This is a genomic window from Faecalicatena faecalis (assembly GCF_012524165.2).
Lineage (GTDB): Bacteria > Bacillota > Clostridia > Lachnospirales > Lachnospiraceae > Faecalicatena_A > Faecalicatena_A faecalis.
In genome coordinates this window covers 271,433-294,646 of the sequence record NZ_JABACJ020000003.1, presented here as the reverse complement: position 1 = coordinate 294,646, position 23,214 = coordinate 271,433, and the positions used below count along the sequence as shown (strand labels likewise).

At 46.0% G+C, this 23,214-nt stretch carries 24 protein-coding genes; 22 read left to right on the top strand and 2 right to left on the bottom strand.

The window, feature by feature from the left end:
* Window positions 1-22: 22 nt before the first annotated feature.
* From HGO97_RS05670 to HGO97_RS05565, 22 genes are all read left to right on the top strand, one after another.
* Window positions 23-1,036 carry a LacI family DNA-binding transcriptional regulator gene (locus HGO97_RS05670; RefSeq protein ID WP_216240215.1) on the top strand — a complete coding sequence of 338 codons (1,014 nt, stop codon included), beginning with the start codon at window positions 23-25 and terminating at the stop codon, window positions 1,034-1,036.
* Between the two features lie 86 nt (window positions 1,037-1,122).
* Entirely contained in the window at window positions 1,123-2,124 is a 1,002-nt protein-coding gene (locus tag HGO97_RS05665) for a sugar ABC transporter substrate-binding protein (protein ID WP_216240214.1), read from the top strand.
* A 189-nt stretch (window positions 2,125-2,313) separates the two neighbouring features.
* Window positions 2,314-3,795 (top strand): sugar ABC transporter ATP-binding protein, encoded by a 1,482-nt coding sequence (locus tag HGO97_RS05660; RefSeq protein ID WP_216240213.1) that lies wholly within the window; start codon window positions 2,314-2,316, stop codon window positions 3,793-3,795.
* Window positions 3,796-3,811: 16 nt separating this feature from the next.
* Window positions 3,812-4,768 (top strand): ABC transporter permease, encoded by a 957-nt coding sequence (locus HGO97_RS05655; RefSeq protein WP_216240212.1) that lies wholly within the window; start codon window positions 3,812-3,814, stop codon window positions 4,766-4,768.
* A 23-nt stretch (window positions 4,769-4,791) separates the two neighbouring features.
* Window positions 4,792-5,424 carry an SGNH/GDSL hydrolase family protein gene (locus HGO97_RS05650; RefSeq protein ID WP_216240211.1) on the top strand — a complete coding sequence of 211 codons (633 nt, stop codon included), beginning with the start codon at window positions 4,792-4,794 and terminating at the stop codon, window positions 5,422-5,424.
* A gap of 105 nt (window positions 5,425-5,529) precedes the next feature.
* Window positions 5,530-6,186 (top strand): HAD family hydrolase, encoded by a 657-nt coding sequence (locus HGO97_RS05645; protein WP_216240210.1) that lies wholly within the window; start codon window positions 5,530-5,532, stop codon window positions 6,184-6,186.
* 22 nt (window positions 6,187-6,208) lie between these two features.
* A complete protein-coding gene (locus tag HGO97_RS05640) occupies window positions 6,209-7,147 on the top strand; it encodes a CPBP family intramembrane glutamic endopeptidase (RefSeq protein WP_216240209.1) in 939 nt (312 codons plus the stop codon).
* Between the two features lie 126 nt (window positions 7,148-7,273).
* Window positions 7,274-7,612: a type II toxin-antitoxin system RelE/ParE family toxin gene (locus tag HGO97_RS05635; RefSeq protein ID WP_216240208.1), complete on the top strand. Its 339-nt coding sequence runs from the start codon at window positions 7,274-7,276 to the stop codon at window positions 7,610-7,612.
* 19 nt (window positions 7,613-7,631) lie between these two features.
* Window positions 7,632-7,931, top strand: coding sequence for a helix-turn-helix domain-containing protein (locus HGO97_RS23985; RefSeq protein ID WP_216240207.1), 300 nt, complete (start codon window positions 7,632-7,634; stop codon window positions 7,929-7,931).
* 229 nt (window positions 7,932-8,160) lie between these two features.
* Complete coding sequence (locus tag HGO97_RS05625) at window positions 8,161-8,559, top strand: hypothetical protein (RefSeq protein WP_216240205.1); 399 nt, start codon at window positions 8,161-8,163, stop codon at window positions 8,557-8,559.
* Between the two features lie 867 nt (window positions 8,560-9,426).
* Window positions 9,427-10,134, top strand: a complete 708-nt coding sequence (locus tag HGO97_RS05620; protein ID WP_168866553.1) for a LytR/AlgR family response regulator transcription factor — start codon at window positions 9,427-9,429, stop codon at window positions 10,132-10,134.
* Window positions 10,134-11,417: a sensor histidine kinase gene (locus tag HGO97_RS05615; protein ID WP_168866555.1), complete on the top strand. Its 1,284-nt coding sequence runs from the start codon at window positions 10,134-10,136 to the stop codon at window positions 11,415-11,417. The genes HGO97_RS05620 and HGO97_RS05615 overlap by 1 nt, the downstream gene beginning before the upstream one ends.
* Window positions 11,414-11,833 (top strand): DUF3887 domain-containing protein, encoded by a 420-nt coding sequence (locus tag HGO97_RS05610; protein WP_168866552.1) that lies wholly within the window; start codon window positions 11,414-11,416, stop codon window positions 11,831-11,833. The genes HGO97_RS05615 and HGO97_RS05610 overlap by 4 nt, the downstream gene beginning before the upstream one ends.
* 18 nt (window positions 11,834-11,851) lie before the next feature.
* Window positions 11,852-12,880, top strand: coding sequence for a CPBP family intramembrane glutamic endopeptidase (locus HGO97_RS05605; protein WP_216240202.1), 1,029 nt, complete (start codon window positions 11,852-11,854; stop codon window positions 12,878-12,880).
* A 178-nt stretch (window positions 12,881-13,058) separates the two neighbouring features.
* Complete coding sequence (locus tag HGO97_RS05600; RefSeq protein ID WP_216240201.1) at window positions 13,059-13,784, top strand: hypothetical protein; 726 nt, start codon at window positions 13,059-13,061, stop codon at window positions 13,782-13,784.
* 78 nt (window positions 13,785-13,862) lie between these two features.
* Complete coding sequence (locus HGO97_RS05595) at window positions 13,863-14,618, top strand: ATP-binding protein (RefSeq protein WP_216240199.1); 756 nt, start codon at window positions 13,863-13,865, stop codon at window positions 14,616-14,618.
* Between the two features lie 30 nt (window positions 14,619-14,648).
* Window positions 14,649-15,836 carry a 2-hydroxyacyl-CoA dehydratase family protein gene (locus HGO97_RS05590; RefSeq protein ID WP_216240197.1) on the top strand — a complete coding sequence of 396 codons (1,188 nt, stop codon included), beginning with the start codon at window positions 14,649-14,651 and terminating at the stop codon, window positions 15,834-15,836.
* Window positions 15,837-17,375 carry a 2-hydroxyacyl-CoA dehydratase family protein gene (locus HGO97_RS05585; RefSeq protein ID WP_216240196.1) on the top strand — a complete coding sequence of 513 codons (1,539 nt, stop codon included), beginning with the start codon at window positions 15,837-15,839 and terminating at the stop codon, window positions 17,373-17,375.
* Between the two features lie 18 nt (window positions 17,376-17,393).
* Window positions 17,394-18,203 (top strand): acyl-CoA dehydratase activase, encoded by an 810-nt coding sequence (locus tag HGO97_RS05580; protein WP_216240195.1) that lies wholly within the window; start codon window positions 17,394-17,396, stop codon window positions 18,201-18,203.
* Window positions 18,204-18,205: 2 nt separating this feature from the next.
* Window positions 18,206-18,376: a hypothetical protein gene (locus HGO97_RS05575; RefSeq protein ID WP_216240194.1), complete on the top strand. Its 171-nt coding sequence runs from the start codon at window positions 18,206-18,208 to the stop codon at window positions 18,374-18,376.
* 36 nt (window positions 18,377-18,412) lie between these two features.
* Complete coding sequence (locus HGO97_RS05570) at window positions 18,413-21,109, top strand: FAD-dependent oxidoreductase (protein ID WP_216240193.1); 2,697 nt, start codon at window positions 18,413-18,415, stop codon at window positions 21,107-21,109.
* A gap of 62 nt (window positions 21,110-21,171) precedes the next feature.
* Window positions 21,172-21,546, top strand: a complete 375-nt coding sequence (locus tag HGO97_RS05565; protein WP_246597312.1) for a hydrogenase maturation nickel metallochaperone HypA — start codon at window positions 21,172-21,174, stop codon at window positions 21,544-21,546.
* A 254-nt stretch (window positions 21,547-21,800) separates the two neighbouring features.
* On the opposite strand, the gene dltD is transcribed toward HGO97_RS05565, so the two are convergent.
* Both dltD and dltC read right to left on the bottom strand, forming a co-directional pair.
* Window positions 21,801-22,964, bottom strand: coding sequence for a D-alanyl-lipoteichoic acid biosynthesis protein DltD (gene dltD, locus HGO97_RS05560; protein WP_216240192.1), 1,164 nt, complete (start codon window positions 22,962-22,964; stop codon window positions 21,801-21,803).
* A 4-nt stretch (window positions 22,965-22,968) separates the two neighbouring features.
* Entirely contained in the window at window positions 22,969-23,199 is a 231-nt protein-coding gene (gene dltC, locus HGO97_RS05555; protein ID WP_216240191.1) for a D-alanine--poly(phosphoribitol) ligase subunit DltC, read from the bottom strand.
* Between the last annotated feature and the right edge of the window lie 15 nt (window positions 23,200-23,214).

Sequence of the window (23,214 nt, the reverse complement as noted above, 5' to 3'; positions counted from 1 at the left end):
GCACATGAAAGGAAGTTCGCATATGAGCACAATTTTTGATGTCGCTAAGGCGGCAGGAGTATCAAAGTCAACCGTGTCCCGTGTTTTGAACGGAGAAGACGGGGTCAAAGAAGAGACAAGGATTGCTGTGGAGAAAGCAATCAAAGAACTGAAGTATTCTCCCAGCTATTTTGCACAAGGGATCCGCACAGGCCGGACGAAGACCATTGCGATGATGGTTCCCGAATATACAAATATATTCTACAGTGAGATGTTCCGCGGGGTGGAGGATGTTGCCCTGGAATATGGCTACATGGTACTCGTATGTAATACAGAACGGCATGCCAATGCCGAAGTAGAGTATACGAAGGAACTGTTGAAGCGGAAAGTAGACGGGATCATCTACAATACTTATTCAAACAGCGAGGCAATGCTGGATTATCTGAAGAAATTATCAAAGCAGCTTCCGGTCGTTTTTATGAATAAACTTTTTTCAGAAAATGATGATGTGGCTTATGTTTATACAGATGGATTTAAGTGCAACCGTACGGCAGTTCATTACCTGCACGAGCATGGAAAGCACAAGATTGGTTATATCAGAAATACAAGTGATATCAGTGTCATAGAGGAACGGTATGAAGGCTATCTGCAGGGGCTTAAGGACTGCGGTCTGCCATACCGCGAGGAGTTTGTCTACCGGATTACCCAAAATAAGGAACCGGATTACATTAAGCTAGGACAAGAAGCGGCAGAGTATTATATGAACTTAGAAGAAAGACCGGATGCCATACTTGCTGCCATCGATACCCTTGCAATCGGATGCGTACAGCGTCTTTTAAAAAAGGGTGTAAGAATTCCAGAAGATATGAATATCGTAGGGTTTGATAATATTTCTTTAAGTGAGATGATCGAGCCTCCGCTTACCACGATCAGCCAGCCGATCCGAAGGATGGGCCAGAAGGCTGCTGAGATTGTGATTGCCAAAATCGAGGGCAGAGAGATGGAGGACCATATTGTATTCGACGGAGAACTCATCGTGAGAGAAACGACAAACTGATATTTCCCTTTTCCTAAGGCTTGGCCGGCATACCTCTGGAAAAGGTGAATATAAAGCCAAGTACTTTTGAATAGGGAGGAAACAGAATGAAGAAAAGAATATTAAGTGTGATGTTATGTGCAGCAATGGCAGCCAGCCTGGTGGTCGGATGTGGAAGCAATGGAGGAGACAGCAAAGACAAAGGGTCTGCCTCTGATACAGCAAAAGAGGATGATGCGAAAGAAGACGGATATAAAATTGGTATTTCTGTTCTTACAATGTCAGGCCAATTTTTTATCGACATGGTAGATTCTGCACAGGCAGCAGTGGACGAGCTCGGCGGCGAACTGATCGTAAATGACGCGGACAATTCCTCTGAGACTCAGGTAGCAGCACTGGAGAACTTTATTTCCGCAGGGGTGGATGGAATTATTGTGACAGCAGTAGATACAGAGGCCGTAGCTCCGGTCATCAAGGAAGCAAAAGAGGCAGGTATCGCAGTAATCTGTCATACCTCTAAAGTAGAGGGATACGATGCTTATATCGGTGCTGATGAATATCAGCTCGGTTATACACAGGGACTTGCAGTTGGTAAATGGATTGCTGATAACTGGGGAACAGACGAGAAGATCGAGGCCGCAACTTTGAACTATGATCTTCTGGAATCTGTCATCCAGAGGAAGGTCGGAATCATGGAAGGTGTAGCAGAGAATGCACCGAATGTAAAGTTTGTTGCAGATGCAACAGCGGCTGACCAGTCAGAAGGTATGACAGCGACCGAGAACTTCCTGCAGGCAAATCCTGACTTAAGAATTGTATGTGGTGTCAGCGATGGTGCAGCACTTGGTGCTTACGAGGCGTTTAAGGCAAATGGCATGACAGATCCAAAGAAATATATCATCGCTGGCGTAGATGCAACAGAGGAAGCATTGAACAAGATTTCGGAAGGAACAATCTATCAGTTCACTGTGGATCAGAATCCGACAGCAACAGGAAGACAACTGGTCGAGACTTGTGTGAAGGTCATCAAGGGCGAGGATGTGGAGAAGGACTTCAATCAGGAACTGGTTGCAGTGACACCGGAGAACATCAAAGACTATATAAAATAGGATCTAACGAATGGATGTCCATGGCTAAGGACAGACATATTAAGAGACAGATGAGATTGGAAACAATCTGGTGTAAAACTAAAAAGGCATCGTTTTTTCGGGAGTATATTGCCAGGATGAAAAGGCGATGCCATTTTTGCGCCATTTTTTACTAGGAAAAAGGACTCTGCTAGATGGAGGAGGAGAGGTATGCAGGCAGTACTGGAACTAAAAAATATTACAAAGGAATACCCCGGTGTAAAGGCACTCGATAATATCAGTGTCCAGTTTTATCCAGGGGAAGTGCATGCGCTGATGGGGGAGAACGGTGCAGGAAAGTCGACCCTGATTAAGACGGTATCCGGCGCGATTCAGCCCAATGCAGGCAAAATTTATTTCGAAGACAGGGAATATGACCATATGACGCCGGCTCTGTCACAGAAACTGGGAATCGGTGTAATCTATCAGGATTTTAATCTGGTTCCTGAGTTATCTATCGCGGAAAATATCTTTCTGGGACATAAGCTGAAAAAGGGGCTGACCATTGACCGGAAGCTTATGAATCAGAAAGCAAAAGAAATCATGGATGGGTTCGGCATTGAAATTGATGTCACCCAGCCGGTGAAGAGTTTGACAGTTGCCTATCAGCAGATGGTGGAAATCGCAAAGACTATTTCCGGGGAGGTAAAGGTCCTGATCATGGATGAACCTTCTGCCCCGCTTACAACGAGAGAAATTGAGGCCATGTTCGGCATTGTAAATAGATTGAAAGAAAAAGGGGTATCCGTAATTTATATTTCCCACAGGATGGAAAAAATTTTTAGGATTTCAGACCGGGTGACCATCATGAGGGATGGACAGTATATCGGAACAAAAATGACAAAAGAGACGAGTCGCCCGGAGCTGATCAATATGATGGTCGGCAGGACGCTGGAGGAGCAATTCCCGTCAGCCAAGAGGCAGATCGGGGAGATTGCTTTAGAGGTGAAGCATCTGTATACACATGCGTTGTTAAAAGACGTTTCCTTCTATGTCAGAAAAGGAGAAATCTTAGGACTGGCCGGGCTTGTTGGTGCCGGAAGGACAGAGACGGCACGTGCCATATTCGGGGCAGATCCGATTGCAAAAGGCGAAATATGGATCAATGGAAAGAAGGCGCACATTACAAGCCCAAAGGATGGAATCGGGGAGGGAATTGCGCTGATACCAGAGGATAGAAAGAAACATGGTGCCCTTCTGGAAATGTCCATACGGGAAAATATTTCTTTTATCTCCATCAAGGAACTTTCGAAGGGAACTATCGTGAGTAAAAAGAAGGATCAGGAATTATCCAGGCAGTTCATTGAACGTCTACGGATCAAGACTCCTTCGATGGAGCAGTTGACTAAGAATCTTTCAGGCGGTAACCAGCAGAAGGTAGTGCTTGCAAAATCGTTGGCAAGTAAATCGAATATTATCATATTTGATGAGCCTACGAGAGGAATTGATGTGGGTGCAAAGCAGGAAATCTATGTTCTGATGAATGAACTGGCGGCGGAGGGTATGGCAATCATCATGATTTCATCCGAAATGCCGGAGCTTTTAGGCATGTCAGACAGGATTGTTGTAATGCATGAGGGTGAAGTGACGGGAGAACTTTCAAAAGAAGAGGCGACCCAGGCTAAAATTCTGGATCTGGCTTCAGGGAAATAATACGGGAGGACATAACATGAAGAACAAAAATATTTTAAAACAATTCAGCACGGTAATTATCCTTGTCGTACTGGTTGCATTTTTCTCAATTATGACAGATTCATTTTTAGCTGCAAAAAATATATTCAATATTCTTAGACAGGTCGCTGTACTTAGTATTTTATCCGTTGGTATGACCTTTGTTATCATCTCGGGAGGAATGGATCTGACAGTAGGGTCACTTCTGGGCTTGACCGGCGTCATCTGTGCAAAGCTTTTGGTCGAGGCACAGATTGCGCCTGTACTGGCAATTTTGATTACACTTTTGGTAGGAGCCGCATTCGGTACAATTACAGGAATCCTGATTGTGCGGCTGCAGGTGTCGGCGATTGTTATCACATTGGGCATGATGACGGTTGCAAGAGGTCTTGCTTATATTATTTCAAGTGGGATTCCAATCTATAAAATCCCGGAATCCGTTGTATCTCTCGGGCAGGGGTACGTGGGAGGAATTCCGATTCCAGTCATTATCATGCTGGTAATCGTTATCTTCGCAGGATTTATCCTGAATCGTTCCTATTTCGGCCGTTACATTTATGCAATTGGTGGAAATGTAGAGGCAGCCCGGCTGGCAGGTGTATCTGTGAATAAGATTACTGTTTCTCTGTATTCTATCAGCGGTTTTCTGGCAGGTATCGCAGGCACGATATTAATGGCAAGGATTAGTTCCGGTGCCCCTGCGTCCGGCCTGGGAATGGAAATTGAGGTCGTGACTGCGGTCGTCATCGGTGGAGTCAGTGTGAATGGTGGAAAAGGAAAAATATCCGGTGCATTTCTTGGAGCATTGATTATCGGTGTGCTGGGGACAGGGCTGACGATTATGAATATCGGAGAATACTATCAGCAGGTTGTTAAGGGCTTGGTATTGATTCTGGCAGTTGCCTTTGATACCTTCTCCAACCGGGAAAAGGTGAAGAAAATAAAGGCAGAATAAAACGATTGGAAAGAAGGAATTGCATGAAAACAATATTATGTTATGGGGATTCAAATACATACGGTCTGAAATCTGACCTGCAGACCCGCTATCCAAGGGAGGTTAGATGGACGGGAATTCTCCAGAAAATGCTGGGTGAAGAATACTATGTGATAGAAGAGGGACTGGGCGGAAGAACGACTGTCTGGGATGATCCGGTAGAGGACTATAAAAATGGGAAGAAGTATCTGCTTCCCTGCCTGGACAGCCATAAACCGCTGGATCTCGTGATCATCATGCTGGGAACGAATGACTTGAAGACACGTTTTTCGGTCTCTGCATTTGACGTATCTGTGGCCATGGAAAACTTGGTTAAGACGATTCTAAAATCTGATGCGGGAATTGATTTTCAGGCACCACAGGTTTTGCTTGTCACTCCTGTACCAATCCACAGTGTAAATAATCCAGATTTGGATCAGATGCTGGCAGGGGCGGAAGAGAAGAGTAAAATGCTGGCACCTTATTATGAAGAGATTGCTAAGAGAAATCAGATTCATTATCTGAATCCCGAGGGAATGATTGAGGTCAATGATGTGGATGGAATACACTATACAGAGAAAGGGCATCGGCAGATGGCAGAAATGATGGTGGAAAAAATCAGAGAAATCGGGATTTAATAAAATAAATGAAATATACAGTAAGGGTGTGTTATAGTAATAGCACATCCTGATTTGCTATAATCAGGATATTCATTCTCAAAAAGCAGTGAAAGGAAAAGTAAGATGATAAAAGCAGTATTCATGGATTATACAGGGACAATGGTGCAGGAAGAAGGCAAGGAGATTCAGGAGGTCGTGATGCGAATCTGTAAAAACAGTGATCTACACGACCCGCAGGAGGCTGTCTCATACTGGTGGAAGCAGGTGAAGGAGTATGAAGAGAGCCGTTATGGTGATTGTTATTTGACAGAAGAAGAGATTGTAGATGAGGTACTGACAAAATTGGAGGATGAATTTCATCTTGAAGATGATTTGGAAGAACTGCATGAGCTGTTCAGAGAATTCTGGGTACATGCGCCGCTGTTTCCTGATGTGAAAGGCTTCCATGAGCGTTGTGGTCTGCCAATCTATGTGATTACGAATAATGGAGTGCAGTACGTAAAGAAGAGTATGCAGGAAAAGGGGCTCCACCCTGCGGGAATTATTTCGGCGGATATGGTAAGAGCCTATAAACCTCATAAGGAAATTTTTGACAAGGCGTTGGAAATCAGTGGTTGTAAGCCAGAGGAGGTCGTTCATATCGGGGACTCTTACATGTCTGATGTACAGGGCGCACTTGAAGCAGGGATACAGCCAATTCTTGTGAGCAGAGAAAAGACACGGGAATATCCGGGAGTGACGGTGGTGCGGTCACTGGATGAGGTTGCGGAAATACGCTAGACCTGACTGATTGGAGAGAAAGATGAACGAGAAAATAATCTCAAAAAAGAACAGAGTAGAAATGGGAGTCTTTCTGGCAGTTTCATTTGGCACAGGAATTATTTTTGGTATCTTAATTCATTTCAAGATATATAGCGACATAAGCATGATTTCCAAATATATGATGTTAACACCGGCTGCCGGTGTTGCAATAGGGAAGATGGCATCGAGCAAACAGGAGAAAACAATCCGCAGCTTTTATCTTGTTCTCATTATAACACTGGCGGCGGCTACATGTATTATGCTTGTGGGGATTTTGGGTGACGTGAAGGATACGGTGCTGACAATAGCTTTAGTTGGTGTATTGGTCATTTCTTCTTTGATTCTTTTAAGTCATGGGTGGGAGTCGTGTCCCGAGTTAGATCTGGGACGGAATGGGCGAAAAGGAGCGAAGTATTTACTCCTTTATACAGTGGTCTCAACCATTGCAATCAGTGTCATGCAGCGTGGTAATTTAGATTATAGTAAACTATTTTTCAGCCTTTTAGTCTTAGTTCCCTCCTTTTTGTTTCAGGGGGCGCTATTCTTAGGGGAAGAGTTGGGATGGCGCGGATATTTGCAGCCATTTTTACAGAAAAGAATTGGAAAGCGTATGGGGGTAATAGCAACGGGAATCATCTGGGAGTTATGGCATATTCCGTTTTTCTATGCAGGAAAGTGGGATTGGAGAATCACTGCAATCCGCTTTATATTAGTAATGGCACTTTCAATATTCCTAGGTTACGTTTATATGAAAACCCAAAATATCTGGATACCTGCAATGATCCATTGTGCTCATAATACGATTTTTTCTTTTATGTCGGTAGATATCACTCGTTTTGTAGTCGGGAATATTATTCTGTCGTGTATTTGGGGGATGTTTCTGTTTACAAGTGAATATCACAGAGAAGCAGGGGAGAAACATACCATTTTTCGAAATTAATGTGAACACAGAACAAGCAAAGCAGTCTGCGCTTATTTACCGCTATCTTTCCTCATTTAATTGATTGATATTACAACATAAAAGTTGTATGATGCAAATGGGAATGGCAATCGCAGTGGTAAATAAATGATAATACATAGTTATACTTCATCAGGTGGTAAAGATTATATTTTAGACTATATAAGAGGCTTGCTTAGGGATGAAAAGATTGATGGTTTTTCAGTTTTGGAAGAATTAGAAAATGACCATTTAGATTCATTAGTGGTAAAGCCCTGGAGGGGCAAAGTTTGGGAAGTTTATTTTAGAAAGCATAATAGAATCTTTTATATCACAGTAGACAGGCAGAATGTCTATCTTCTGCATGCCTGTAAGAAGCAAAAGAATAAGACAGAGAAAAAGGACGAAAATGTGATAATAAAACGAGCCAAGGATTTAGAAAAAGTTTTGCATAAGAGGTTCTTATAATGAAATGGAGGGAATAAACGTGCCATATACAAAAATCAATGTGAACAAATGTATAGAAGAGGAAAAGAAAAGAGATAAAGACTTTGCTGATGCATGGGAGAAGAGCCGTCCTGAGTATAAACTGTTAGGTGAATTTATCAGGCTCAGGAATGAACAGCACATGACTCAGGCCATGCTGGCAAAGGAATCAGGCAGCAGACAACAGGTAATATCACGGATTGAAAAGAGGGAAAGCAATCCCACGTTGAAAACGTTCTGCAGGTTATTGGACATACTTGGATATGAACTACGCATTGTAAAAAAGCAGCAAAATGGTTAAATATATTAGGTAAAAGAGCGGATGATTGATATCCGCTCTATTCACTTAAATCTTGTATTTGCATTTTTTCTTATTTGAATGATTATTGTTGACAATTTGTCAGAAAAGTGAAACAATCTTTAGACAAGGAAGTGGTATGAATGCTTTTAATTCTTGAAAGCGTGATTTAACTAGAAAGTGTTATGTTTGGAATATTCATTCCAGATCATCGTAAAAAAACAGGCTGTTCGTGTCAGGAGCTTTTATTGCAGTGCTCCTCATTTTGACCAGTGTAATGCATAATAATGCGTTAATCTGGGCGCTGTTTATTGTGGGGCATATTATTTTACTGAATATATATTTCATAAGTTATTATAATTTAACAAATCAAATTGAAAAACAAGATTTAAAAACTTTATTAAGGGAGTATGTAAAAATACCGACTTGTCTTTATCTGTTCTTGATTCTGGCTGTTTTATATGCATTAATAGAGAAAACACATTCTGATGATTATCTCTCCGCTGCACTTATACTGCTGATAGTCTTTGCCTCGGGAATTTTTAATTTTGTAGAAAATAAAACAATTAATAAATTGTCTGATGGACAGATTAAAAAAATGGAACTGCAGGAATTAAGACAGTATATATAGAAAAAATGCTCTTGCAGGGGTATATTCTATTATTTTTTCTATATCAATAGGTACTCTTTATATTTGTATGCTTGATGATTCTATGAATGAAAATATCGTTGTATTAATATTCATTTTGGAACTGATAATAAATATGACAATTTATAAGGTATGTTATCATAAAGTAAAGGTCAGATTCTTGGCTGATGGTGAATACCAATATCCTAAATGGCAGCTGATTGTTCCTAAAAGAATTGGCATAGGAGTTACATTTAATTTTGAGTGTCCTTTCACTTATATTATACTGGGGATTGTGGTTGTAGTAGTCATAATATCACTCTTATAATTCATAAATGCAGAGGTGGTTACTAGAGCATATTAGAGCAGTCAAAAAAGTATTGAAGAATTTCAAAGGTAGGAAAAAATAATATGATAAAAGCAGTTTTCATGGATTATACAGGGACAATGGTGCAGGAATACGGCCGATTCTTGTGAGTAGAGAACAGGTACGGGAGTATCCGGAGTGACGGTGGTGCGGACACTGAATGAGATTGAATTGTAGAATATAACATGTGAATATCAGAGAGGAGCGGAGGGGAATTCTCCGCTTTACCCTATATCCAACTCTTAAAATTTAATAAACTGTCTGGATTCACTTGCACTGTTGTATTCAGGAAACGTAAAAATATCCCGGTAAGAATCAGGTTAAACGAATAGACCAATTCTTACTGGGATATTTTATTGGCAAGTCATAGTATAAAGGTTGTCATTTCGTTTTGTCATTTAATACCCTGTTTTTGTCAATCATGATTCCGATATTTACATTTCCCACAACTATGTTAAACTAAAAAACAAAGAAAAACAGCGTGAGGAAAGGGAGAAAAGTTTATGTACAGAGTCGCCGTATGCGATGATGATAAGACAACAACAGAGGAAACTGCGGCTTTGATTCGGGAGTGGGATTCTTCGATTTGGGTGGAGTGTTTTTATTCAGGGGAGGAGCTGCTGAAGGATTACAGTTCTTATCATGCAGTGTTTTTAGATATTGATATGGAGGGGATGAACGGGATAGAGACAGGGCTTCGGATACGTAAGCAGGATAAAGAGGTGAAGATCGTCTATCTGACTGCTTACCGTGATTATGTGGCTGGGGCGTTCAAGGTGCACGCATTTCAGTATCTGCTAAAGCCGGTGAACAGGCAGGAGGTCCGCCAGGTCTTAAAGGATATCTTTGATTATTTCTACCAGCCCAAAGGGGATGTTCTGGATTTCCAGACGGGGCAGGGCTTGTTATGCCTGCCGGTAGATCAGATCTATTATTTTGAATACCTGAGCCGGAAGGTGCAGATTGTTGCGGCGGACGGCAGATATACTATGCAGGAGAAGATCGGGAGTGTGGCGGAGCGGATGAAGCCCTTTGGATTCTCCATGCCGCATCAGAGCTTTGTGGTCAATATGCTGCATGTGAAAAATGTGCTTACAGGCAGAATCCTTCTGGATAATGGGATGGAGATTCCACTGGCACAGAAAAAGCAGAAGGTATGGAAGCAGGAGCTGCTTACCTATCTTGCAGGAAGATTGGAGGGGAACCGGTGATGGATACAGTAATTGCATATGTGATAACTATAATTGATATCGTGATTTTGATCGGCTGTGCACTGAGTATTATGCATGTGGTCCCCAGTAATGTGGAAGCAAAACGGTGGAAGAAAGTGATTGCCTGGATTATATATGGGGCTTTAACATGGATTCTTCCAGCGTTTGTCAAATGGGACCCGGCAACGGTAGTGGGACTGACCCTGTGGTCACTGCTGATGGCATATTTTCTCTATTTCCGCAATAGCCTGGGAATGGTGTGTCAGGTCATTTATAATGTCCTTCTGGTAGCGGCACAGTATCTGGGGAGTCTTGTGTCATCTGGCATTTATAGTGTATTCCCACTGGATAATCAGATTTTTTTCTACTTATTTATGATTTTGAGATGGATTTTTCAGATCGGTGCAACATTTATCTTATGGAAAGTGGTCCGAAAGCGGTTCACGGATATGGAACATATGAAAATGCGCGGAATGGTTCTTGTGCCCATATTCAGTCTTGCCCTGTTCTTTCTGTATGTGATCTCCGGCGAGGTATTTTTTGTCAGATACGGAACGGGATGGTTGATCGTGTTTACGGTACTGCTGGGGGTACTGAATCTGTACTGCCTTTATTTCTGGTATGATGTGGAGAAGAACCGGGAGTTCAAGCACAGGCTGGAGCTGATGCAGCAGCAGAAGGATATGACGGTTCAGTATTACGAGGAGATGGAGCGCAATTATAATGAATCCAGACGAATCATCCACGATATCAGGAATCATCTCCATGCGATCGAGCAGAAGTATAAGATTGAGGACCGGAAGTATATCGAGGATGTACACGATATGCTGAATTCTATGGGAATGAAGTTTTATACGGAAAATAAGATGCTCAACATCGTTTTGAATGATAAATTGAAGGCGATTCCCGTGGAGCAGGTGGACTGCAACCTGGGGGGCATCGGACTGGAGTTCATCTCCGATATCGATATTACAACGATCTTCGCCAATCTGCTGGTCAATGCGGTTGAAGCAGGGGCGGGACATAGGGACTTCTGGATAAAGATCCGGGGAGAGGCAATCCAGGATTTTACCATCGTGAAGATCAGCAATCCGCTTTTTGTGCCTTATAAAGAAGGCAGATCCGCCAAGGCCGGACATGAAGGAATCGGACTGCAGAATGTACGTCAGGCGGTGGAAAAGTATGACGGGCAGATGGAGATACAGGCAGATGGAGATATTTTTTCGGTAACAATATTGTTTGCAAATAAGAATGGAGAGACGAAATGGGAAGCTTTAAGATGATGATAAAAGTGGGATTCCTGGCAGTTGTGATTTTACTTAACATGGGACTGCTGGGATGTCAGAACAAGGAGACGGAGTTGTCGGATAAGTTCGATGAGGAGACAGTAAAAAGCGAGGCGATGAAGGCAATCGAGCTTTTTAATGAGAGAGATTATGAAGGAATCTGTGAAATGGGGACGGAAGAGTTTAAGGAAATTTTATCTGTAGAAGGATATCAGGAGCAGTGTGACCCATTCCTGGATAAAAGGGGAGCATTCAAAGAAATCGAGAAGACCGTAGTCATGGGGAGTAAGGATAAGAAAAGTGGAGCTGATTATGCGGGCATCGTGATGGTCGGTGCCTATGAGGATGGGAAGATTCAGTTTTCGATTGGATTTGATGAGGATATGAAGCTGATCCAGTTTTTGATTAAATAGTAGAGTGGAGGAATTGAAATGTTATCTAAGCTTGAGAAGAAGCAGTTATTGATCTATGTGATCGTGGCATATGGAGTCACGTTTCTGTTGGGGCTGGTGATGTGGTACGGGTTTGCATCGGGGGAGGATGTCAGTGTATTTCCGAATGCCCAGATGCTGTATCCGGCAGCAGGAGTCATGCTTGCATACCTGATTACGAAAAAAGGGGACGGCGGGATTCCGAAGAGGTTCTATCTTTCGTATCTGATCATCACGCTGCTGATGGTTCTGTGTGCAGTGGTCAGTGTATTTGCAGGCGATATGCAGTGGAATCTTTGCAGCCAGTTTATCCTGATTGCAGGCAGTATCGTGTGTGGAATCCTGATGCTGACAGAAAAAAAGGAAAAGCGTGCGGCTGTCGGACTGCGGTGGAAGAAGGGCAAAAGCTCAGTATTGTGTATCCTTTTGTTTGTGGGACTGTATTTACTGCGCACAGCAATTTCCTATGGTTTATCCGGGCAGCTCTGGGTGATGGGAGAAATCGCAAAAAATCCGACGACATGGATCCTGCTGTTTACCATACTGATCAACTTCTTCTTTGTATTTATTGCATTCTTCGGTGAAGAATACGGATGGAGATATTTTCTGCAGCCGCTTCTGCAGAGGCGTTTTGGAAAACGTGCGGGTGTGATTCTTCTGGGAGTTGTGTGGGGACTGTGGCATATGCCGGTGAACTTCTTCTATTATACGCCTGACAATGGGTTTTATGGGATGGTGGGACAGCAGATCACATGCATTACCCTGGGAATCTTCTTCGCGTACGCCTACATGAAGACGCAGAATATCTGGGTGCCTGTGATTCTGCATTTCCTGAATAATAATCTGGTTCCAATCGTGACAGGGACTTTCAGTGCAGAGGTCATCCATAACCAGAGTGTCGAGTGGGCGGCACTGATTCCGGCGCTGATAGTGAACGGTGTGATTTTTGGAGGTTTCATTCTGGCAAAGGTCTTCAGAAAAGAGGATGGTCAGGGAGAAAAACAGGAGAAAATCTCTGTGGAAATGTAGAGACTGTAAAGTTGAAATAAGGACAGATTAGAGTGAAAAAATATGGAACGAATCTATGAGAAAGTCCCAAAAAGGGACGAATTTGCAGATTCGTTCCTTTTTTGTGCAATTATCACGTGTTAGCATAAAATTAGAAGGTAAATTCGGTAAATATGCTTAAGATTATAAGGGGGCTGGAATGGAATTATATGACGGAATGATTCAGAAGACAAGGGAATATTTATCGGCAGATACTCCCCGTAATTATCTATATGATGAGAGAAAATGTTGGGGTGAGACGACGTCCGGAGAGATGATCATGCTGCGCGATGCAGCGTTCGAGCTGGGCGGTGGAAGCTGTGAATCGGTGAATTATACCTGTGTGACTTCGAATCAGGAACTGGTGAAGGAAAACGGAATCTTCCTATATGGACCGGAACTGAGAGAGCTTAGGGAAGACACTTCGTTTGCAAGAATCGTGTTCTTAAATGTGAAGGAGGATGCACTGGATGAGGCGGCGGGGGACGATGCGGCTTATCGGTTTATCCGGGAACTGGAGTATGTCAGGTATCATATTTTCCCAAAGGGATATATGGTCAGGACCTCTGCAAAGAACAGCCGGGAGCAGGCGAGAGTCAGCAGGGATGCCATAAAAGCAGGGATCAGTTTTGAACGGCTGGGCGATAGCTATATCCGGAAATATCTGGAGAACCCAAAGGTCAGAAAGGTGCAGGTGATTTTTCTTGTGGGAAAGGAAAAGCTGCAGCTATTTGTGGAAGAAGCTGTGAAGGCGGATACGGTGACGGAGGCGCTGAATCATATTTTAAAGGGGATGCCCATGAACTGCGGAAGCTGTGACTTGCAGGTGATCTGTAACGAAGTGGAAGGGATGCGCGCACTGCACCAGGGGAACAGGAACAGGTAAAAGAAAAGCAGGAATCAGTAAATGTAAAGCAGGAACAGGTAAAAGGAGAAGTGTGGACAACAGGGAAAGGAGAGTAATATGGAGGGAAATGCGAAGGTAATTGCCGTCACCGGGAAGGGCGGCGTAGGTAAGACATCTCTTGCGGCAGCGCTGGTTCGGAGCCTGACGGAGAAGTATAAGGAGGCAAAGATCCTGGCCATCGATGCGGACCCGGCTGTGGGGCTGGCAACGGCACTGGATGTAGAAGTGAAGGAGACGCTGGATGATATCCGTCTTGAGATCACGGAAGGGGTATCGGAAAAGCTGAAAGAGACACAGGATATTTTATCAGAGGCCAGATTTCGTCTGCTGGACATGATGGATGAAAAGGACGGATTTGCATTTGTTGCAATCGGGCGGCCGGAGTCTTCGGGATGTTATTGTGCAATCAATTCTTATCTGCGTGATGTCATTTCCATGCTGGCCGGGCAGTTTGATTATGTGGTAATTGACGGGGAGGCGGGAATCGAGCAGGTGAACCGGCGTGTCATGGAGCAGGTAACCCATCTTCTGCTAGTGACGGACCAGAGCAGGAAGGGAATGCAGGTGATCGAGACGATCAAAGAGGTAGCGGACCGGCTGGTGATGTACGATAAGCTGGGCGTGGCAGTGAATAGGATCACACAGACAGTGATTCCGATGGAAAGCCCGTTCCCGGAGGCACCGTTTATCCAGATCGGGAATGATGAGGCGCAGATCGTCAATGATATCCAGGGAAAGAGCGTATTTGAACTGCCTGCGGATTCAGAGCTGATGAAAGGGGCAGGACAGATTCTTGAGGCCCTGGAACTTTAAAATAAAAAAGAAAAGGAGGCGATTGAATTTATGAAAGATTTGAAACATCTGTATGAACTGGAGCAACAGCTGGAGGAGAGCAACAACGACCTTGTGAAGAAAGCATGCGGGGAAGGGAAGATTGCGGTGGGAGATGTGTGCAGCATGATCCCGGAAGTGCTCTTGAACCTGCCAGGCTGTTTTTCCGTGCGTCTGCGTGCACCGCGCACCGGGTCCATTGAGATCGGGACATATTATATGACCAGCCTGCTGTGCGAGTACTGCCGTGCCCTGGTGGAGCGTGCGGTGGAGGGAGGCTATAATTTCCTGGACTGTATCCTTGCGCCGGATGCCTGCGCGGCGATGAACCGCTGTGTGGAGAACATGGAGCTTTTAAAGACATGCGAGAAGGAGAAGTTTTTCATTACATATTCGGATGTGCCGATGAAGTCTGATGAGACGGCATTGAAGCACTATGTCAAGCAGATGCGCCTGCGGGTATTGGAGCCGCTTCATGATGTCTATGGAATCGACATTTCTGACGCAGCTCTTCTGGAAGCGGTAAAGCAGCATAACAGGATGTGCCGCCTGATCCGGGAACTGGGAGAGTTCCGAAAAGAAGAATGTCCGAGGATCACAGGGTACGAATTTTATGTATTCTGTCTTGCAACGTATTGCTGTCCAAAGGACGAATTGATCCCGATTCTGGAGGAGACGCTGGAAGAAGTGAAGAACCGGGAGCCGGATGAGGAGAAGCCATACAGGATCAGAGTCGTCCTGGCGGGTTCTGAGATCGATGATCTGGATTTCGTGAAGCTGATCGAGGACAACGGGGCCATGGTCGTGGCAGACAGACACTGCTTTGGGTCCTTCCCGGGACGTGACGAGATCGAGCTCCATGAGGGCGAGGATATGCTGACCCAGATCTGCCGTCATTATCTGGTGACAGGGCAGTGTCCGAGATTCATGAACACGGAGAAAATCAATGAGCGTAAGGAGTATGTAGACCAGCTTGCAAAAGAATACCATGCGGACGGAATCATTTACGAGCAGATGAAGTTCTGCGATTACTGGGGATACGAGAGAATGGCGGCAAGCTACATCATGCATGAAGAATACGGCTATCCGGTGCTTTCCATTGACAGGCCTTATGTGGTCGGCAGCTCAGGGCAGCTTCGGACCAGAGTCCAGGCCTTTGTGGAGAGTGTGGAAATCAAGAAGATACAGGGGGGAAGATAGATGGGCAAGAAAATTAACAGTGAAAAACTGGGCAGCCTTTACTATGGAAAAAAGACGAAAAAACGCCGTGAGTGGCGTGGTGTTTCCGATACATGGTATGACTATACCCGCTGGCTTCACAACTGGTCGGTGATGGCAAAGTTCATGGCAAAGCCTGCCAATCTGAAAGGATTTTTCCGTTACCGCTGGATGGGAAATTATCTGGCAGTGCCGGATTTTGTAGACCGCCACACAGAGGGCTTACGGGGACCGCAGCTGAGGATCGCGCACCAGGAATTCGACTTTATCGTGGAGCATGTGTGTGACACGATCGGCAATCTGTTCCGTGCGGACCCGAAATGCGGCAATGATGAGGAATTCAATAAGAAGATCGTTGTGTTTGATGAAAATATGATGTCCCAGATCATGAATGGTTTCCCGAACCTGCATATGGTCTGCCGGGAGATTCCAATCGTGTATACCCCTTCTACGGTTGCACAGGAGGGTGTTCTTCACTATATCGATGTGGCTGAGGAATTCGGGCTTCCATCTGACGTATGTCCGATGCCGGCCGCAGAATTGGGCTGTGCGATCGATGACGATTATCCGCTGGTCGGTGTCTGTGCGGTGAACTGCAACACGACCTGCGACGGAAGTCTGATGGGAAATGGAGTGGAGGCAAGAAGATTCGATATCCCGACCTTCCAGCTTGCAGTCCCAATCCGCCATATGCAGCAGAGTGTGCAGGAATATGGAGCGGAGGAGATTGCGAACTGTATCAAGTTCATCGAGGACCAGACCGGGGAGAAGTTCGACTGGGACCACTACTTCAAATGTATGGAGACATTTAACGAGGAGACGAAGCTGTTTCGGGAGTGGCTGGATATTTCCAGAACCAACCATCCGCAGGTCATCGGTAATAACGTGGCACTGTACCGGGATGCTTATTATCAGGTGGGTGGCGGAAGAGACCCGCGTTTCCTGGAAAATGACCAGAAGATTACGGATCTGGCTTACAAGGGATATGAGAAGAAGGTTTCCTGCGTATCAGAGGTGCGCCACCGGGCAGTCCTCTGGGGCGTGCAGGCACAGTATTACACGGCATTCCCGATCTGGCTGCAGAACTGCTGGGGCATCCTGCCTCTGATCGACATGCTGAGCCTGACGTCCACGGAGCTTTACAGCACTACGGATAAGCAGCAGGCGCTGTATGACATGGCAGATCTGTATATGAAGATGAATATGAGAAACCGTTCCAATGGCGGTTATGAAGTGGGCGTGGATGACCTGTGGAGGTTCTGTGAGGAATTTCATGCGGATATGGTCATCATGTATGAGCATATCGGATGCAAGGCGGTGGCCGGATATCACGGGATCTTTGAGGAGCAGGCAAGAGAGAGGGGCATCCATCTGATCTGGGTGACACATGGCCTGATGGACCCAAGAAAAGCAGGGCGCAAGGATATGCGAGATGAAGTGAACCGTTATATGAGGACGGTGCTTCGGGAAGAGCCGCTTGATCCATCTCTGGAGGAATTCCAGGATGATAATAACTGGTAGGAGAGGAGCTGACTGAGGATGAAGAAATATTTTGGCGGATGTGATGTGGGGTCTACCTACACAAAATGTGTCATATTGGATGAGGACGGAAAGATGGTCGCCCACACTACCATGAAAAGTAAGATGAATTCGGAGAAGAGCGCCAGGGCGGCCATGGAAGAGACGCTGGCACAGGTCCCTGACCTGAACTCCCCGGAAGATCTGGCTTATCTGATCGGAACCGGATATGGAAGGAATAAAGTACCTTTTGCCCAGGAAAATATCAGCGAGATCAGCTGTCATGCCATGGGCGTGCATGTGACAGACCCGAAGGTAAGGTCCATCATCGATATCGGCGGACAGGATATCAAAGGAATCGCAATCGATACGGATGGTACGGTGAAGAATTTTGCCATGAATGATAAATGTGCGGCAGGAACCGGACGTTTCTATGAGACCATGGCAAATGCATTCGAGATGTCCCTGCCGGAGTTCTCCAAGCTGTCCCTGACAGCAAAGAACGTCATTCCGATTACCGCGCAGTGCACGGTATTTGCGGAGAGTGAGGTCATTACCCTGGTAGGAGAAGGCAAGCCGACGGACGAGATCGCGGCAGGAATCCAGCGCTCCGTGGCGAAGAGATGCTTCATCATGGCAAAGAAGGCCGGGGCAACAGACAGTGTGACGCTGACCGGAGGATGTGCGAAGAATGACGGGCTGAAAAAGGCCATCGAGCAGGTACTGAAACTAAAGGTTGTGGATCTAAAGACTGACCCGCAGCTGATGGGAGCCCTTGGGGCGGCAGAGTATGCAAGACAGAAAGGTCTGGCGAAAGGGAAAGGAAGATGACGATGAAGAAACGTGTCTGTAAGATTTTAAAAACGGTAGTTGTCGTTTTTGCAGTGCTGTTCGGGCTGAGTGTGGTCGTTTATTATTTCAACCTGGATATGAAGATGGCAGCACAGCTGCAGAAGATCATGGATAAAGTATACGATAGAAGAAAGAGGGACCGCCGGCTGTAGAGGGTGAACAGCAGGGCAGAGGGAAGGAGTGGATATATGAGACCGCTGATTATGAAGCTGGCTACGAAGATCAGTGTCGAGGCCAAGTCTTATACGGGAATTACGGTCAATGACCCGGAATACAGGATTCTGGAGCCGGTCGTGACTGATGAGATGGCGGAGGTGGCGCTTGCCACAAGAGTCCGTAAGAATATGACGGTAGAGGAGATCGCCGCACGCTGTAAGAAGCCGCTGGAGGAGACGAAACGGATTCTGTGGGACCTGGCTGTGGCGGGTGTCATCCGGGTACATAATGAGAATGGCACGGATTATTATATGCTGCCGATCTGGGTGCCCGGCATCATGGAGATGATGGTAGCCAACCGGGAGCAGGCCGAGAAATATCCGGTGCTTGCAGAATGTTTTGAGGAATATACCCGCAGACGGACCAAGCTGCTGGGACCAAATGTCCCGGTCGGGAAAGGTCTGATGCGTGTCATTCCGGTGGAAGAAGCTATCAATGGAGAGAGCCATGCGGCAAGCTACGAGGAAGTGTCCTCTTATATTGAAAAAGCATGGCGCCTGTGCGTGTCTGACTGTACCTGCCGCCGTTCCCGCCGTCTGATGGGCGAGGGCTGCGGACATCTGGAGACTGACATGTGCATTCAGTTAGATGAGGGTGCGGATTATTTTATCAGGACCGGAGTGGGACGTGAGATTACAAAAGAGGAAGCCTATGAAATCCTGAAACGTGCCGAAGAAAATGGACTGGTGCATGAGATCCAGAACCTGGACGGCGAGGGCAAGACGGTAGCCATCTGTAACTGCTGTACCTGTTCCTGCTTCTCCTTACGTGTCGGGAAGTACTATATGTCACCGGATTTCAACCGTTCCAACTATGTTTCCAAGGTGGATGTGGAAAAGTGTGTGGCATGCGGACAGTGTGTGGAAAACTGTCAGGTCAACGCACTCCATCTGGGAAGAAAGCTGTGTACAAAGACACCAATCCCGGAGAAAGAAGTGGAAACTCCTCACGACCATGTGTGGATGCTGGATAAGAAGAGATGGAATCCGGAATTCCGTTATAACAGAGATGAGATCGATGAAAATGGAACCGCGCCGTGCAAGACGAACTGTCCGGCACATATTGCAGTGCAGGGATATATCAAGCTGGCGGCAAAGGGGCAGTATCTGGATGCATTGGAGCTGATCAAGAAGAACAATCCGTTCCCGGCAGTCTGCGGGCATATCTGCAACAGGCGGTGCGAGGATGCATGTTCCCGTGCAGATGTGGATGAGCCGGTAGCAATCGATGAGATCAAGAAGTTCATCGCAGAGCAGGAATTAAAGGCGGAGACTCGTTTTGTACCGAAGATGCAGAATCCACAGGGGAAAAAGTACGGAAAGAAAATCGCAGTTGTGGGCGGCGGACCTGGCGGATTGAGTTGTGCTTATTATCTGCAGCTGCGCGGATATGATGTAACTGTATTTGAGAAAAACGACCGTCTCGGCGGGATGCTGACTCTGGGAATCCCTGCCTTCCGTCTGGAAAAGGACGTTGTGGATGCGGAGATTGAAGTCTTACGTGAGATGGGCGTGGAGTTTCAGACTGGTGTCGAGGTCGGAAAGGATGTTACGATCCGGGAACTGAGGCAGCAGGGATTTGAGGCATTTTACCTGGCTGTGGGCGCACAGGGCGGCAGACGGCTTGGTGTGGACGGCGAGAATGCGCAGGGCGTGGTTTCCGGTGTGGAATTCCTGCGCAATGTAAATCTCGATGAGAACACAAAGCTGGAAGGCAGGACTGTTGTTGTGGGCGGCGGAAATGTGGCCATTGATGTGGCAAGGACCGCAGTCCGTGCAGGAAGCAGTGAGGTCGGGCTGTACTGTCTGGAGAGTGCAAAGGAGATGCCGGCACAGGCAGAAGAGCAGGAAGAAGCAAAGGAAGAAGGAATCTCTCTGAACTGCGGCTGGGGACCAAAGCAGATCCTGACCGAGAACGGAAAGGTGACAGGAATCGAATTCAAACGCTGTACTTCCGTATTTGATGAGAACCATCGTTTCCATCCACAGTATGATGAAAATGATACAATCACGGTGGAATGTGAGAATGTGCTTGTCTCCATCGGACAGTCCATCCAGTGGGGAACCATGCTGGACGGAACCCGCGTGCGGCTGAACCGCAATCAGACTGCTATGGCTGATGCAAGGACGTACCAGACAGGCGAGCCGGATATTTTCGTGGGCGGAGACGCCTATACGGGACCGAAGTTTGCCATCGATGCGATTGCAGCGGGAAAAGAAGCGGCAGAATCTATCCACCGCTTTGTACAGCCGGGACAGAGCCTGCTGATCGGGCGTCCGGCAGGAGCATATCATGAACTGGATAAGGAAAATGTGGACTGGGACAGCTTTGACCAGACTCCGAGACAGAGACCTGCAAAGCCGGACCCGGAGGAAGCAAAACATACGATGCGTGACCTGCGCGGAACCTTTACTGAGGAGCAGGTAAAGAAAGAGACAGAGCGCTGCCTGGGCTGCGGGGCTACTGTGGTGGATCAGAATGTGTGCGTGGGCTGTGGAATCTGTACGACCAAGTGCAAGTTCGATGCCATCCATCTGGAACGGCGGTATGACGGTCATGAGGTACCTTATGAGCAGCTGATCGTGGGACATATGGCCCCGACGCTGATGAAGAGAGGGGCGAAGATCGTCGCACGTCAGGCAAAGGAACTGGCGGGAAGGAAGAAGTAGATATAAAGAGCCCTTCTGCGCTGGAGAGCAGAGTAGAAGGAAGAGATGAATGGCAGCAGGATATGGGAATGGAGGAAAAGCGGATGCATGAATTGGGGATTGTACTCAGTATCGCAGATAAAGTGCTGGAGATTGCAAAGGAGAATGACTTGACGGAGATTAAGGCAATCACCATGCAGATCGGGGAGATCAGTTCAGTCATTCCCGATTATCTGCAGAAGTGCTTTCCGGCAGCAGTGGAGAGAAGTCCCTTGTTTGAGGGGACCGAATTGAAAATCGAGATTCTTCCGGCCCGGTATCTGTGTCATGTGTGCGGGGAATCCTTTAGCCTAGAGGAGTTCAAGGAGGCGGAAGGATGCCCGTACTGTAAGGAAAAGCAGCTTTTAGAGATGCTGACCGGGCGGGAGTGTTTTATTAAGAATATTGAGGCATATTAGAGAATTAGAATCTGGTCAGCAGGTGATTCCTGATAAAAGAACAATATCCCCATAGAAAACACGGATTACATGACCGTGCCTTCTACGGGGATATTTGCATTACGCAGTTTATATCTTCCGTTTAAAACTGACTATACACAAATGTAGGCGCAGTGGACAGGTTGGCATGTATCACATATAGATACATTGCCATCAGCAGGACATAGAATACGGCTACATACAGTGCAAATTGCAGTTTTGGATGTTGTTTTATTTTAGACGCCAAATTGGTAAAGTACTTCATCTACTTTCACCCAGCCTTTCCATCCAATATGGATTGTGTCTTCCATGAAATGATCGGTGTAATACTCTTCCGAGTAATCCACGACCTGTGTGCCTTTATAGGAATGTGCGATATCCCGCACATTTTTATAGAACTGCTCTAAATCATTTTTGGGGAATTCGGTATAATCATACCATCTTCCATTGACAGGGAGCAGGACCAGCATTGGTTCTATGTTCAGATCTTTACAGACATTGAGGAAACACTTCAGGTCCTCATATTCTGGGGAGGAAGCATAGCTGGAATTTCTACTGCTTCCTTTTCTGCTCTCAAGCTGGGGCTTTACCTTCCACTCGTAATATTTATCCGAAATCTGGAATTCATTATTGGAGGCAGCCTTTTGTCCATCTTTTAATGCCTGTGCTTCCAGGGTGTTCCAGTCAGGCGCTCCTGTATGGTATGCTTTTGTGGAGGGCTTGGCAATGCCGTTTGCCTCAGCGAGCATGAGAATACTCTGCTTTTGCTTTTCTTCCAGAAACCCCTTGTAGAGGAGAAAACGGAGCTTCTCCAGCGGATTACCGGACTTTTTTACAAGAAGATTGTCATATGAGATGATACGCTTCTGTGTTGGCCTGTCGGCGTCTAAGAGGCTTTCTGCACGTCGGGTGATGTATTCCTTTGTTTCTTTAGAAAGCTTAGAGTTCTGCAGCATGTCGATGTAAGAGCTCTCTGAAAAACGGGAAGCAAAGGCGGCCGGCTCAATCCCTGTTTTGCGGAACCATTGCGGGGATACAAGCAGTACGACCTTTCTTTTCTGCATTTGCGGCTCCAGTGCGGCTAATGTGATAGCATGTGAGAGGCACTGATAATGCCCGGTACCGATCAACATCATATTAAGCTGGTTGTTCTTGAATACATTTTGTGGATGATAGGGTGTTTTTTTACCATGTTTAAGTTCCGAGGATCCCATAACAACAAGTGTATTCTGATCGAGATTTTGCTTCATGACCTCAGGGGACTCGAATTTCTGTTTAGCGGTCCAATAGCCGAACTTTGGATTGTGGAAATTCAGGCTTCCTGATGCGTGGATATGCAGACCTAGGATCGTCCCCGCTGCCAGTACCAGCGCTGTCAGAAAGGCCGTTATCTTCTTCATAGAATCAGCTCCTTATTCGAATTGCTGCAATAATCTTATTGGCGGTATTCATGTCAGAGCGCTCTACCTCTGACGGTGGGATGATGATACCGAATTCTTCTTCGATGTCCACTAACAGTTCAGCAAATCCCAGGGAATCCAAAAGGTCCTCTTCAAATAAGTCCATATCAAGGTCTTCCCTTACAACATCATCCTCACAAATTCTTTCTAAAATGTCCAGTACTTTTTCTTCCATAATCATAATCTCCTT